Here is a 13,942-nt window from a genome sequence, read left to right as displayed (position 1 = left end):
TTACCTGGAAGGAAAGACTGGTACATCCTCTTTTCCAAACCTTAGAAGCTGCTTTGCAAGATGTCTCCTTGCACAGGGAGGAACTTCGTAGAATCCAGGCAATACAGCCCTTTTAACTTCCTTGCTTTGCGTTGTCATTGACTTTGTATTGCACTTCCTGCATCTGTAACCCTGGCCAGAGCCGGCGGATTTCATTCGCTTGCCACAGCAAGGACATAAAGGGTTAAGGACTTCATATTTAGATGCAAGACCAATTATCTTTATTTTCTCAATGTTCACTGTTCTTTCGGTAACACTTCCGTAAACTATTACCCTGTCACCGGGGATGAGCTGGCGCACAAGTTCCCTGAAGTTCTTTGTGGGCTCAAAGGCCGCACAATCTATCTTCTGACCTTCTGCGTCCTGTAAAGAGAAGATGGTGTGTCCACCTCTGATAGTAGCAGGCATGGAACAGACCTGACCTTCCAGTATATAGGAGTGCATCCCGGTTATCTCAGATATGCCCCCCGCAGGTAACAGATGCATATCAGTGCCCTGGTTTGTACGGAATGTGCATGCCCGTTCCACAGGCTCGCAACGAACAAAAGATGCAGCCTTCTCCACAGAGGAACGATCCTTTCCCCTTATCCCGTAAAGGACCGGATCTGCCGAATGGGGCACACAAACAACCATGTCATTAAACAGATCCACGGTATCCCATGTATCCGGATAGGTCTGCCTGTCAGCCTTAAACAAAGAATCATCATCAACAGAGCGTGGTGTCCCCCATGAATCTTTTACCCTGTATGCAAGATACTCATAGGTGTGGTCCCACTCCGGATCAAGCATTGCACCACATGCAGAAAGAGCACCTATAAGACCACGTCCGTTCTTGAAGACCTGGAACCGGAGGCAAAGTTTCAGGGCCATTTCCTTTGCTTCATCAATTGTTATAACATCCCTTACAGCACGTCTGAAGAACTCACTTAAGTCGGGCCTCACCGTCCCGAACTGCTCATCTGTGATGAAAACAACTCCCGGATTGGTGTTCTCATTGTCAAGACAGGACATGGTGGCAACCCTGCGGGTCACATGTTCCATTACTTTTTCCGGCTCCCTGCATTCCACTAGCAGAGCAACCGAGGCATTCCCACGTGTCTTGTAGGGGATCGTGGGGTTCAGCCGAACAAGCATGGGATCTGATACAGCTTTTGCAAAAGATGACAGTTCATCCCTTAGCAGGGCGCAGAGGTATGTAGTACACATACCCTCCCTGGAATCCGTATCATCGATACCGATGACCATTTTTGTATGTTCGTTGCTCATTGGACCAATAGCACATATGATTCATCATTGTTAAATGGTTCTGCAGGGACCTTAGATCTTTCCTTCTTCAATTATCGGAAGAAGCACATGTAATTCCGTGCCCCTGCCCTTTTCACTTACAGCCCATATGGAACCGCCGTGTGCTTCCACAATACTTTTGCAAAGATATAATCCAAGCCCGTTGCCACCATAACGCCTTGTGAGTGAGCCATCTGCCTGATAGAATCTCTTAAAGACATTCTGGAGTTCAGCTTCAGGTATGCCAATGCCGGTATCTTTCACAATGATGTGGATCATTCTCCTCTCCTGGTATGCATTTACCGTCACTGACCCTTCAGGAGGAGTGAATTTGAATGAATTTTCAATTATGTGGAAGAATACCTGTTCCAAGTATACCCTGTTGCCACATATGAAAGGAAGGGGAGATGTGTATTCTTTGATAAGGGAAGGACCATTTTCCTTTCTTAGTGATACAATGTTCCCGGTTACTTTTTCAAGTATACTGGCAACATCTATGGAATCCAGATGATACTGGACATTCCCGGAATGAATATTCTGCATATAAAGCAGGGAATCAATCAATTTATGCAGCCTGTCAGCATTCTGCAGGATAACTCCAACACTTCTCCTCTGATCTTCATCCAGGCTGCCGAGATGACCTTCAAAAAGAAGTTCACTGTATCCTTTGATAGGAATAAGGGGGGTCTTCAGTTCATGTGTGATATTTGCCATGAACTCATCTTTCATGCGGTCCAGTGATTCAAGCTCCCGGTTGTTCTTTGCAAGCTCTTGCGCATATGTTCTGATCTTATCCTCATCCTCTTTTCTCTTAATAAGTTCCCAGGTAGCTTCCATAAGAAGTGTTATCTGCCTTATGTCAGAACTGTCATAATCACCTGTTTTGTTTGCAACACCTGCAACCATAACGATCTTATCGTTATCAAATATTGGGATACCCAGATAGTTACGCGTGTGAACACAGCCTTCCAGGAAACGGTTATCAGTTGAAATGGTATTTTCACAATCATTGATTACCAAAGACATATGTTGCCTTATAGGTTCAGCCCAGAAACCCATTTCACCAATATGAAATACACTGTTTACATCCTTAATGCAGCAAAGTTCCATTGATCTTGTTGACAATGCAGGTATCTTTACTGTACCCCCATCCTCATTTACAAATCCAATACAGCCTATCTGACTTTCAGTTAGCTCCACGGCTTTTTTGAGGGAGAAATCAAGAACGTCGTTTACAGTTGAACCTTTAAGTTGATTCAATTCAAAAAGTGCCTCCAATCTTAACTCATCAAGAAGAAGAGCTTTTTCAGCAGTTTTTACCTTTGTCATATCCTTGAAAACGAGAATTATCCTGTCATCTGTTATTTTTGCCAAGCTGCACTCAGTATCCCTTGAAGAGCCATCCTTGCACAGAACAGCCCTTTCATTACTAAAAGCCGTTTCATCAGTTTCTGGAAAAGAGTATCCGGGATTTATAAAATCGGATTCTTTGATAGGATTTGCAGGAACAGGACCAGAGTCACCCCATAACTCACGTAGCGAGGGCACGTTTTCAAGAGTGTAACCAAATGTCTCTGTAAACTTCCTGTTCAAATGAACAATATTGGATGCTGTATCCAGCAAAGCCATTGGCAATGGAGAGAATTCCACTATATGTCTCAACAACGGTTCTATTTCACGTGGGATATACTCTGTTTTTTTACTATTCTTTTGCAAAAGAATGAAAACAAAAGGCATGACCAGGAATAAGATGAATATATACACATAACTACCTGTTGAAAGAGCAGGCGCGGAAATTCCCTGGAAAAAGGAATCAGATGACATAAAAAACCTCAATGATGAAACTGCCAGCCATGCAAACAGGATAAATAACAAAAGAATCAACAATATATTTTGCAGCTCCACTTTAACTCTGCTGGATATAAGCGTCAACGGATCTCTCAAAAGATCTGTTTTTTGCATTTCTTCATCCCGTACCTTCGTATTCATGATATCAACAATCAGACATTGCGAACTATTCCTGCAAAAATGGAGTTGTTATTAAGCTATTGTATATACACCAATATTTCAACACATCAAATAAATAATTTTCTAACTCAAGATTATATAGAGGCGCCAGGCAAATGAGCAGTCAATGCCAATGGAAGGAAAGGTGAAGAACATATTTATATAGATGTGCAAACAATGGCTATTTACTAATGACAAAAGAGATCCTTATACATCAGATAGTTGATGTATTACAGCAAGCAGGCTTCATTGTATCAAAGAGGTGCAATATAAGACCAAGGAGCTTTGATCTTGCAGCAAGGAAAGGTGAAACGCTCATTTTTTGTAAGGTATTGTACAATATTGACGGCCTGAACGAGGAAACTGCAAAGGAGATGAAGAGCCTTGCAAGGTGCCTGGGGGGAACTGCCGTACTGGTAGGTGCAAAGACCAGGGACCAGATGCTGGAAGACAATGTGGTTTATATGCGCTATGACATCCCTGCTGTCAATGTACCGACCCTTTATGACTATTTTGTAGAGGAGGTGCCTCCCCTTGTGTCGGCTGCTCCCGGAGGACTTTATGTTTCAATAGATGGTGATGTTCTCAAAGAGGCCCGCAAGAGGACTGCCATGTCACTTGGAGCACTGGCCACTGAGCTGGGAGTTTCCAGGAGGACCATTAGCAAGTATGAGGAAGGCGGAATGGATGCTTCCATAGACATAGTCCTCCAGCTTGAGGAACTCCTTGATGTGGCACTGGCAAAATCCATAGACATACTTCGCTGTTTTGACAAGGACATGAATATTGAAAGACCTCAGGAGAAGATGTCTGATACACAACCTGACGATGGCATCCTGGGCATGCTCTATGCTCTGGGCTATCAGATCATGTCAACAAGTCAGGCACCTTTCAAAGCCATTTCAAAAGACACATCAGATACACTGCTGACAGGTGTCAGCACCTACAGCACTGCAATGATAAAACGTGCAGATCTCATGAGCAGTATATCGGGTGTAACCAGGACAAAATCTGTTTTTATCATAAACGGGCAGATCAAATCCGAAACTGTTGAGAACACTGTACTTATAGAGAAGAGGGAGCTGGATAAGCTTTCAGGTAGTGATGAACTTGTGGAGCTTATCGATGAACGGACCAAGAAACACAGAATAGACCTGTGATCCAATTTATAACCTGGCAGTCTGAGATAAATCCCAAAACGCTAATATACAGAAATCCCTTTTAGAACTAGCAATGACTACCAACATCGCAGTACTTGTTTCAGGAAGAGGATCCAATCTTCAGTCAGTGATCGACAATATCGAAAGCGGATACATAAGGGATGCAAGAATAGCTGTTGTGATCAGCGATGTGGGAGATGCCTATGCACTTGAACGCGCCCGTAAGCACGGTATTACCGATGTTTTTATAGATCCATCGGATTACGCAAGCAAGCATGAGTATGAAAAGGAAATGATGGAAGTCCTTAAGGACAACGATACCGACCTGATACTCCTTGCAGGGTACATGCGTCTTATAGGAAAGGAACTCATAGTTGCATACCGCAACAGGATAATAAATATCCACCCGGCACTTCTTCCTTCTTTTAAGGGACTTCACGCACAGCAGCAGGCTTTTGATTATGGCGTGAAGGTCAGCGGATGCACAGTGCATTTCGTAGATGAGGGAATGGATACAGGCCCTATAATCCTCCAGAGATGTGTGACTGTCCTTGACACCGATACTGCTGATGACCTTGCAGCACGTATACTTATAGAGGAACACAGGATACTCCCCGAAGCAGTCAGACTATTCGTTGAGGGTAAACTTAAAGTGGAAGGTAGAATTGTAGTACACATAAATTAGCTAACATTAACCAATTATCTCCCGGAAGATCCGGGAGCATACGAACATATCACTATCAAATAATAACGGTTGGTAACAATGTCCTATATCTCAGAAATCGACCCGGAGATTGCAGAGGCCTTGAGGCTGGAAGCAAACCGCCAGGATTACAAGTTGAACCTGATAGCATCGGAGAACTATGCAAGCCGTGCAGTAATGGAAGCACAGGGCTCTGTAATGACAAACAAATATGCTGAAGGATATTCAGGAAAGCGCTACTATGGGGGATGCGAATTTGTGGATATTGCAGAAGATCTTGCCATTGAAAGGGCAAAAGCGATCTTTGGTGCAGAGCATGTGAACGTCCAGCCACATTCCGGTTCCGGTTCCAACATGGCATGTTATTTTTCGGTCCTTAAACCCGGGGACACCATACTTTCAATGGATCTTACACACGGAGGCCATCTTTCGCATGGCAGTCCTGTGAACTTTGCAGGGCAGCTATACAATATAGTACCATACGGCGTTGACAAAGAGACAGAGGCTCTTGACTACGATGCACTTATGGAGATGGCAAAAGAGAGCAAGCCGCAGATGATAGTATGTGGTGCTTCTGCCTATTCAAGGACACTTGATTTCAAGGCATTCAGAGACATAGCTGATGAGGTTGGAGCATACCTGCTTGCAGATATCGCACACATTGCAGGACTTGTAGCTGCAGGTGCTCACCCCAGCCCGGTACCTTATGCAGACTTTGTCACAACCACGACCCACAAGACCCTCAGGGGTCCCAGGGGAGGAATGGTAATGTGCAAAGAAGAACATGCAAAGGAACTGAACAAGTCCGTGTTCCCGGGAATCCAGGGAGGACCTCTCATGCATATTATTGCGGCAAAGGCCGTTGCATTCAAAGAAGCCATGGGTGAACTGTTCAAGGCGGATCAGCATCAGACTGTGAAAAATGCAGATGTGCTTGCAACAGAACTCCATGACAGTGGATTTGACATCGTTTCCGGTGGAACTGACAACCATGTTATGCTCATAAACCTAAATAAGTTCGGGATAACAGGAAAAGAGGCTGAAGCCGCTATGAGCAAAGCAGGTATCGTGCTTAACAAGAACACCATCCCCTTTGAGACAAGAAGTCCTTTCATAACCAGCGGAATAAGGATCGGTACACCGGCCACAACTACCAGGGGAATGAAAGAAGAAGAAATGAAGGAGATCGCGGGCTTCATCACAGAGGTCATCAGCAATCTTAACGATGATTCTGTACTTAACAGCGTCAATTCCGATGTTGAGCAGCTTTGCAGCGGATTCCCCATATACAGATAAATTAACACAAACGTCATTCCTTTATTGGAAAATTGCACAGGTGCTTGCATATGGCAGAAGAGAACTACGATTCCAGGAAGATAGATGGCAGAAGCCTGTCAAAGAAAGTGGAAGAGCAGGTAAAGCAGGGAGTTGACAGGCTTAAGGGAGAGAAGGGAATTATCCCGGGACTTGCCACAATACTTGTGGGCGAGGACCCTGCATCCAGGATGTACGTCCGCCTCAAGCACAAGGCTTGTGAAAGGGTTGGCATACATGCAGAGGACCATGATATGCCAGAGGCCACAACACAGGAGGAACTCATGCAGCGTATTCTGGAACTCAATTCAAGGCAAGACATACACGGCATCCTTCTCCAGTTACCGCTTCCTGCACATCTTGATGACAAGGCTGCAATGCTTGCCATCGACCCTTCAAAGGATGCCGACGGGTTTCACCCCTATAACATGGGTAAACTCCTCATCGGAGAAGAGGGGCTTGTACCCTGCACCCCTAAAGGAGTCATAAGGGCACTTGAAGAGTACAATGTTACAATACAAGGTAAACACGCTGTTGTCGTGGGACACAGTAACGTGGTGGGCAAACCCATGGCAGCAATGCTTATCAACAGGAATGCAACTGTCTCTGTATGTCATGTTTTCACGGATGACCTGAAAAAGTTCACCCTTGATGCCGACATACTTGTGGTGGGTACAGGTGTGAAGCACCTTATAAAAGCAGACATGGTAAAGGAAGGCGCAGTTATCTTTGACGTGGGCATAACTGAAGAAGAAGGTAAGGTCTACGGAGATGTTGATTTTGATAATGTGGTAAAGAAAGCCTCGCTCATAACACCTGTGCCTGGCGGTGTAGGTCCCATGACCATAGCCATCCTCATGGAACATGTGCTTATGGCAGCTGACAATGCCTGATAAGCATTTTTATATTTTAACGAACGAATACTATTCTATCCCAGTGATTTAACATACTTAACCCTGAATGATACTGCCAGGTTGAATAATGCTTGTTGATGTTGACATATGCGGCTTGAAGGTTGGTGATGAACACCCTGTGAGGTTGATGGGGGTGATCAACCTTAGCAAGGAATCCTTTTACAAGGGTTCTGTTGTTGGTAATGATTCTGTTCTTGAGGTGGCCCGGAGAATGGCTGATGCCGGCGCGACGATCATAGACATAGGTGCCCGTTCCACATGGCCTCTTGCAGAACCTGTGATAAGCGAAGCAGAAGAACTTAACCGTATGCTCCCTGCCCTTGAGGCCCTGGATGGTAATGTGGATGCGCTGATCTCCGTTGATACGGTATATGCCAGTGTTGCACAAGAAGCCCTGAAACATGGTGCTGATATCATTAACGATGTGTCCGGCTTCACAACCAGCCCCGGGATGCTTGATGTGATGAAGGACTATGATTGTCCTGCTGTTGTCATGGCATCTGAAAAGCTTCCGGGTGACCCAATTGGTATGGATGCGGTTATGCGATCACTGGCAGCAATAATCGAAAGGGCCGATTCCAGGGGAACAGATACAGATAAACTGATACTGGACCCTGCGATTGGCAGGTGGGTACCTGAAAAAGACCCAATATATGATTTTGAGACCATAGACCAGTTCGAGAGCCTCAGGGTGTTCAAAAAGCCACTTCTGGCAGCCATTTCACGGAAATCATGCATTGATGCTGTGCTGCACAAACCTGCGGCTGAAAGATTATATGGCAGCCTTGCAGCAACAGCGATCGTAGTGCACAAAGGAGCACACATCATCAGAACACATGACATCCCCCAGACAAAGGACGTAGCTGAAGTTGCAATGGCAATGAGAAGAAGACGGTCGGTTGTGATGAACGGTGAATTTGGGGTTGAGATCACAGACATTACCCATCCCGATGATGCCGTATATCTCATGAAAAGTATGGGTGTCACAGGCACTGGTGCCAGGGTCATGAAGAACAAGACCGTGAGCAAGGTGATACGTGTAAACAATATCAGCACAACCGAGGCTTTGATAATCAAGCAGGAGATGCTGGCAAGAGGGGGTGATGCTGCCCTTGAAAGGGATGCTGTGTCCCACGAGACGGAGAAGACAGAGCTGCTCATAATAGGCACGCTGCTGCAGTTTGAGAAACTTGTCAGCAAACTCTCATACCAGGCACGCAATCTTCCGCTCATCGCAGAGATGATAGCTGAAGCACTTGAGAATGACATGGATGTGGAGCAGCGATATCAGAGGGAACTATGATAATCTCATCAGCAAAATCTTTTGAGGAGATACTAAAACTGCTGAAGGATGAAGATGATATCTTCATCATCGGCTGCAATGCCTGTGCTGCAAAGCTGCATGTTGGCGGCGAGCCGGAAGTGAACATGATGCAACAGCGCCTTGAGGTTAACGGGAAGAATGTTGTTGGATGGGTCATCCCAAGCGCCGCCTGCAGTGTGGCATCCTTTGATTCCCTTGTTGAAAAGAACCCTGCTATAAGAGAGGCAAAAGCTATCCTTGTAATGGCATGCGGCAGTGGTGTATCCATAATAGCCGGGGTGACAGATATCCCGGTCTACCCCTCAAATAATACCGAATCCCTGGGTGGACGCTCACAGGGAGAAGTGATACCCCGGCTCTGTGCCATGTGCGGTGATTGTACGGTGTATTATTTCGGTGGTATCTGTCCCAGGGGACAGTGCCCCAAACAGCTCCTCAATGGCCCATGCGGGGGATCACTTTACGGGAAATGTGAGGTCGATACTGAAAAGGACTGTGTGTGGGACAGGATCTGCAGCAGGCTGGAGAAGATGGGCAGGCCGGACCTGATGGAAAAGGTGTGGCTTGCTGAAGAAACACCATCTGACATTTAATCATTCTGCAGGATAATAGAATTTATTGGCATACATGCAGCACATACATCAAAAATTGCAGAAACTATTTTCGCGATGATTTTAAAAATCAAACCTGCATATTACCCTAAGATGTCCCGGACCTTCAAAGACAAACTCAGATCAAAGGATTTTCTCATAACAGCAGAGATATGCCCCCCTAAGGGAACAGACATGGGAGGAGCACTTGCTGATGCAGAACTTATCCGTGGCTTTGCTGATGCCCTGAACGTCACCGATAACCAGCGAGCAGTCATGCGTATGAGTCCGCTTGCTATGAGCAAAACGTTGCTGGATGCAGGTCACGAGGTGATCATGCAGCTTACATGCAGGGACAGGAACAGGCTTGCGTTGCAATCCGACCTGCTTGGAGCATACGCAATGGGTATAAGGAACGTCTGTGTTATGACAGGGGACCACACCACAAAAGGAGATCATCCACGGGCAAAACCTGTCTATGATCTTGATTCTGTGCAGCTTCTGGGAATGATAAAAAGGATGAAGGAAGGTTATGACCTGGCAGGGAATAAAACAGGACATCTGCCGGACCTTGTTGTTGGCGCGGTTACCAATACGGATCCTTTAAAGGCCGGCCAGATGATGAAAATGCGGAAAAAGGTAAAATCTGGGGTCGATTTTATGCAGACCCAGGCAGTTTATGACATCACACAATTCGAAGCCTTCATGGAGTATGCGGATGATATCGATGTACCGGTAATTGCCGGGCTCATTCCACTCAGATCCGCGAATATGGCACTTTTTATGAACAACAACATTCCCGGCATCCATGTACCTGATGAAACCATATACCGGATGGAAAAAGCCGAAAAGCCCATAGAAGAAGGTATTTGCATTTGTGCTGAAGCCATCCGCGAGCTAAAAAGGATGTGCCGGGGAATTCACATAATGCCTGTAGGCAACCATGTGAATACGATAGATATACTTAAAATGGCTGGGGCAGGGAAGATAAAAAAATGAAGAAAACGCAGGTAGACCATGCAAAGGATGGTACCCTCACAGCAGAGATGAAAGAAGTTGTAAGGGTTGAGGGAATTGAAGAAGAACTTGTTCTGGAAAGAGTTGCAAACGGCAGTCTTGTGATAATGACACGCACCGGATGCCCTCCTGTTGCCATAGGCAAGGGTGCTACCACCAAGATCAATGTGAACATGGGAACATCCTCTGCTGCAATTGACCCTGGATCTGAGATAGAGAAAGTGATAGTCGCGCAAAAATACGGCGCATCAACGATTACTGATCTCTCAATGGGCGGTGACATTTCTGCCATCAGGAAGATGGTTTTTGAGAACACAGGACTTCCGGTTACTACAGTTCCCATTTACCAGACCATTGTTGAATGTGGAATGGATAATGTCACCATTGATGATATCCTGTCATACATTCAAAAACAAATCGATGAAGGTGTAAGCTCAGTGCTCCTTCATTGTGTTGAAAGGAGAATGCTTGAAAAACTGAAAGGTTCGGCCAGGGTAATGGGCATGGTATCCAAAGGAGGGTCATTTACCAGCACTTTCATGCTGCTCAACGACTGTGAGAACCCCTTCACGGAACATTTCGATGAGATAATTGGGATACTCAAGGAAAAAGATGTCGTACTATCCCTGGGAAACACCATGAGAAGCGGATGTGTCCATGACATAAGGGACAGTGCGCAATTAATGGAGATAGAAACGAATGCCTCCCTGGCAAAAAGAGCCAATGAGATGGGAATACAGGTAATTATCAATGGCATGGGAGGACATATCAGGGCATCAGATATTCCGGATTCTGTGCGTTTATACAAGGAAAAGGCGGATTTTCCTTTATTTGTAGCAGGGCCTCTGCCAACGGATCTTGCCGTTGGGTATGACCACATAGCAGGCGCTGTGGGTGCAAGCATGGCAAGCGGAGCAGGTGCAGACTATCTTTGCTATATAACGCCTGCAGAACACTTATCCCTGCCCAATCCCCAGCAGGTCAGAGAAGGACTTATTGCATTCAGGATAGCAGCTCACATAGGAGACTCCATGAAATACGGTTTAAATGACAGTGACCTCATGCTTGCAAAGAGAAGAGCCTCTTTTGACTGGAAAGGTCAGGCGCAGGTTGCTATAGATCCTGAAAGACCTGCGCAGATGTGTCCTGAGGAAGGGCCTTGTTCTATGTGTGGAGACTACTGCGCAATCAAGATAATGAAGGATTACCTGGAAGGAGATAATAATGCACAATGATCGTACTTCCTGCCAGCCTTCCTTGCAGATGTTTGGTATAAAGACCCCACTTATTGAGCCTGGTGACAATATAGTACAGGTACTAATCGACTCGATGGAGAAACAGGGATTACAATTCCGTGAAAACGATGTCCTTATCATTGCCGAGTCGCCACTGGCAACATCTGAGAACCGCCTGGTCTGTCTTGATGATATAGTTCCCGGGGAAAAGGCAAGGGAGATGGCAGAGGAATACCAGCTTGATGCAAGGGAGATGGAGCTTATACTGCAGGAATGTGATGAAATATTCGGAGGGGTTTGCGGAGCTGCACTTACCATCACAAAGGGCACCCTGGCTCCAAATGCCGGTATAGATGGTTCTAATGCACCCCAGGGGTATGTGGTCCTCCTCCCGGAGAACCCGCAGAAGAGTGCTGCAAGGATCCGCAGGGAAATAAAAGAGCACTGTGAATGCAGGGTAGGAGTTATAATCGGAGACAGTCGCACACAGCCACTGCGTCTTGGATGCGTCGGGATCGCCCTTGGAAGTTCGGGAATCGTCCCTGTGGAGGATGCCAGGGGTACACTGGACCTGTTCGGAAAAGAAATGAGGATCACACGCAAGGCAGTGGCTGATAATCTTGTATCTGCCGCCCAGTTGCTTATGGGAGAGGCAGGAGAAAGTGTGCCTGCAGTGCTTGTAAGGGGTGCCCCTGTAAGTATAATGGATGATGACATTGAAATGCCATTGTTCAGCAGGGATGAGTGTATGTATTACAGCAATATAAGGAAAAACAAATAAATCAGTTCTATGATTGCTGATTCTTCGTATATGCAGGCACACAGAGGACAAGCAAGAAGATGATAAGCGATCCCGGAGGGATTCGAACCCCCGACCCTCGGGTTAGAAGCCCGATGCTATATCCTGGCTAAGCCACGGGACCGCGTAAGGATTGGCTGGGGTGTGAAATAGGTTTTCAAGCATAAAAGCCTTTTGTAAGGAGGGGGCAACATATGCATATAATATTAAATGTTCTTGTGAATACAAATATATAATAGTTTGACATGAACACTAACAACTATTTCAACGCTGAGGCTTTACAGATGAGTGAATTATTGATTTATTACAACGGAGACTTTGTCCCGAAATCAGAAGCCAAGACCTCCATATACGATCACGGTTTTTTGTATGGGGATGGTGTCTTTGAGGGAATAAGAGCTTACAACGGACGTGTATTCAAGTTACGTGAGCATGTTGACAGGCTTTATGACTCTGCAAGGGCGATCGCTCTTAACATACCGATGACCAAGGAGGAGATGGAAGAGGCGATCCTGGAAACGCTCCGAAAGAACAATCTTACAGATGCCTACATCAGACCTATAGTTTCAAGAGGCATCGGGGATCTTGGACTTGACCCCAGGAAATGTCCAAAGCCTAATGTATTCATCGTATCCCAGGAGTGGGGTGCAATGTATGGCGACCTGTATGAGATCGGCCTCACCGGAGTCACTGTCTCTGTCAGGAGGAATTCATGTGATGCACTTTCCCCGAATATCAAGTCACTGAACTACCTGAACAACATCCTTGCAAAAATAGAGGCAAATGAGAAAGGTGGCGATGAAGCAATCTTCTTTGACCGCAACGGTTACCTCTCAGAGGGTTCAGGGGACAATATATTCATCATCAAGAACGGAAAAGTCTATACCCCTCCGACCATCAATAACCTGAAGGGAATAACAAGAGCTACCGCAATTGAACTGCTGGCAGAACTGGGAATTGAGACTCATGTTGAGAATCTGGGAATGTTCGACCTGTACACCGCTGATGAGATCTTCGTCACAGGAACAGCAGCTGAAGCAGCACCTCTTGTAAAGGTTGACGGAAGGCCCATAGGCGACGGGAAACCAGGACCTATTACCAAACAGATGGTTGAGGCCTTTGAAAGAATTACCACAACAACAGGCACACCTATTTATCCTTGATCTTAAGAGAGCATTCTTCACCTTTTTTCTTCATTTCTTTTTTAATTTCCTGTTTTAAAATCCACGTCCCTGAACCCCGTGCAATTATATAACAATAATATTATATTCAATTACTTCATTATAATAAACATCGAGGTTTCAGAATGGAAAAAACCGGAGAAAAGGACAAACTTATATTACAGAACCTGAAGTACCTTAACGACTCGGTGATGGCAATCCTGCTTCTGATGCCGGTCACGCTTGTGATAACCTTTGAAGCACTGGATGAAACACATAATCTTAAATTACTTTCCATTGCAACATGGATAGTGTACCTGATGGGATTGTGGTATGTGGCTTCAAGGGTATTCAAGCTTAACAAAACGCTTATAGCTTATATCGACAAAGAATAAG

The 13,942-nt window shown here is 45.6% G+C and carries 13 protein-coding genes and 1 tRNA gene; 11 read left to right on the top strand and 3 right to left on the bottom strand.

From position 1 onward, the window contains the following. Complete coding sequence (locus V7O64_RS10050) at window positions 1–1,305, bottom strand: DUF1743 domain-containing protein (RefSeq protein ID WP_407355269.1); 1,305 nt, start codon at window positions 1,303–1,305, stop codon at window positions 1–3. A 51-nt stretch (window positions 1,306–1,356) separates the two neighbouring features. Further along, window positions 1,357–3,147, bottom strand: a complete 1,791-nt coding sequence (locus tag V7O64_RS10045) for an ATP-binding protein (RefSeq protein ID WP_407355268.1) — start codon at window positions 3,145–3,147, stop codon at window positions 1,357–1,359. Window positions 3,148–3,521: 374 nt separating this feature from the next. Between V7O64_RS10045 and V7O64_RS10040 the strand changes: the two genes are divergently transcribed. From V7O64_RS10040 to cofE, 9 genes are all read left to right on the top strand, one after another. Next, window positions 3,522–4,490, top strand: coding sequence for a transcriptional regulator (locus V7O64_RS10040; protein ID WP_407355267.1), 969 nt, complete (start codon window positions 3,522–3,524; stop codon window positions 4,488–4,490). A gap of 73 nt (window positions 4,491–4,563) precedes the next feature. After that, window positions 4,564–5,175: a phosphoribosylglycinamide formyltransferase gene (gene purN / locus V7O64_RS10035; protein ID WP_407355266.1), complete on the top strand. Its 612-nt coding sequence runs from the start codon at window positions 4,564–4,566 to the stop codon at window positions 5,173–5,175. Window positions 5,176–5,253: 78 nt separating this feature from the next. Further along, window positions 5,254–6,489, top strand: coding sequence for a serine hydroxymethyltransferase (glyA, locus tag V7O64_RS10030; RefSeq protein ID WP_407355265.1), 1,236 nt, complete (start codon window positions 5,254–5,256; stop codon window positions 6,487–6,489). Between the two features lie 50 nt (window positions 6,490–6,539). Then, window positions 6,540–7,400, top strand: a complete 861-nt coding sequence (locus tag V7O64_RS10025) for a bifunctional methylenetetrahydrofolate dehydrogenase/methenyltetrahydrofolate cyclohydrolase (RefSeq protein WP_407355264.1) — start codon at window positions 6,540–6,542, stop codon at window positions 7,398–7,400. Window positions 7,401–7,488: 88 nt separating this feature from the next. Further along, on the top strand, window positions 7,489–8,724 hold the full coding sequence (gene folP, locus V7O64_RS10020; protein WP_407355263.1) for a dihydropteroate synthase: 1,236 nt from the start codon (window positions 7,489–7,491) through the stop codon (window positions 8,722–8,724). Continuing rightward, window positions 8,721–9,338, top strand: a complete 618-nt coding sequence (locus V7O64_RS10015) for a methylenetetrahydrofolate reductase C-terminal domain-containing protein (RefSeq protein ID WP_407355262.1) — start codon at window positions 8,721–8,723, stop codon at window positions 9,336–9,338. The genes folP and V7O64_RS10015 overlap by 4 nt, the downstream gene beginning before the upstream one ends. A gap of 75 nt (window positions 9,339–9,413) precedes the next feature. Then, complete coding sequence (locus V7O64_RS10010; RefSeq protein WP_407355261.1) at window positions 9,414–10,334, top strand: methylenetetrahydrofolate reductase; 921 nt, start codon at window positions 9,414–9,416, stop codon at window positions 10,332–10,334. Next, window positions 10,331–11,587, top strand: a complete 1,257-nt coding sequence (gene thiC / locus V7O64_RS10005; protein WP_407355260.1) for a phosphomethylpyrimidine synthase ThiC — start codon at window positions 10,331–10,333, stop codon at window positions 11,585–11,587. The genes V7O64_RS10010 and thiC overlap by 4 nt, the downstream gene beginning before the upstream one ends. Then, window positions 11,577–12,368 (top strand): coenzyme F420-0:L-glutamate ligase, encoded by a 792-nt coding sequence (gene cofE / locus V7O64_RS10000; RefSeq protein ID WP_407355259.1) that lies wholly within the window; start codon window positions 11,577–11,579, stop codon window positions 12,366–12,368. The genes thiC and cofE overlap by 11 nt, the downstream gene beginning before the upstream one ends. A gap of 67 nt (window positions 12,369–12,435) precedes the next feature. Here the strand turns inward: cofE and V7O64_RS09995 are convergent. Next, a tRNA-Arg gene (locus tag V7O64_RS09995) sits at window positions 12,436–12,510 on the bottom strand. A 160-nt stretch (window positions 12,511–12,670) separates the two neighbouring features. Here V7O64_RS09995 and ilvE point away from each other — a divergent pair. Both ilvE and V7O64_RS09985 read left to right on the top strand, forming a co-directional pair. Beyond that, window positions 12,671–13,549, top strand: coding sequence for a branched-chain-amino-acid transaminase (ilvE, locus tag V7O64_RS09990; RefSeq protein WP_407355258.1), 879 nt, complete (start codon window positions 12,671–12,673; stop codon window positions 13,547–13,549). Window positions 13,550–13,692: 143 nt separating this feature from the next. Further along, window positions 13,693–13,941, top strand: a complete 249-nt coding sequence (locus tag V7O64_RS09985; protein WP_407355257.1) for a sodium:proton antiporter — start codon at window positions 13,693–13,695, stop codon at window positions 13,939–13,941. The last annotated feature ends 1 nt before the right edge of the window (window position 13,942 follow it).

The sequence above is a fragment of the Methanolobus sp. WCC5 genome, assembly GCF_045690325.1.
Classification (GTDB): domain Archaea; phylum Halobacteriota; class Methanosarcinia; order Methanosarcinales; family Methanosarcinaceae; genus Methanolobus.
This window is presented reverse-complemented; position numbering and strand designations above follow the sequence as displayed.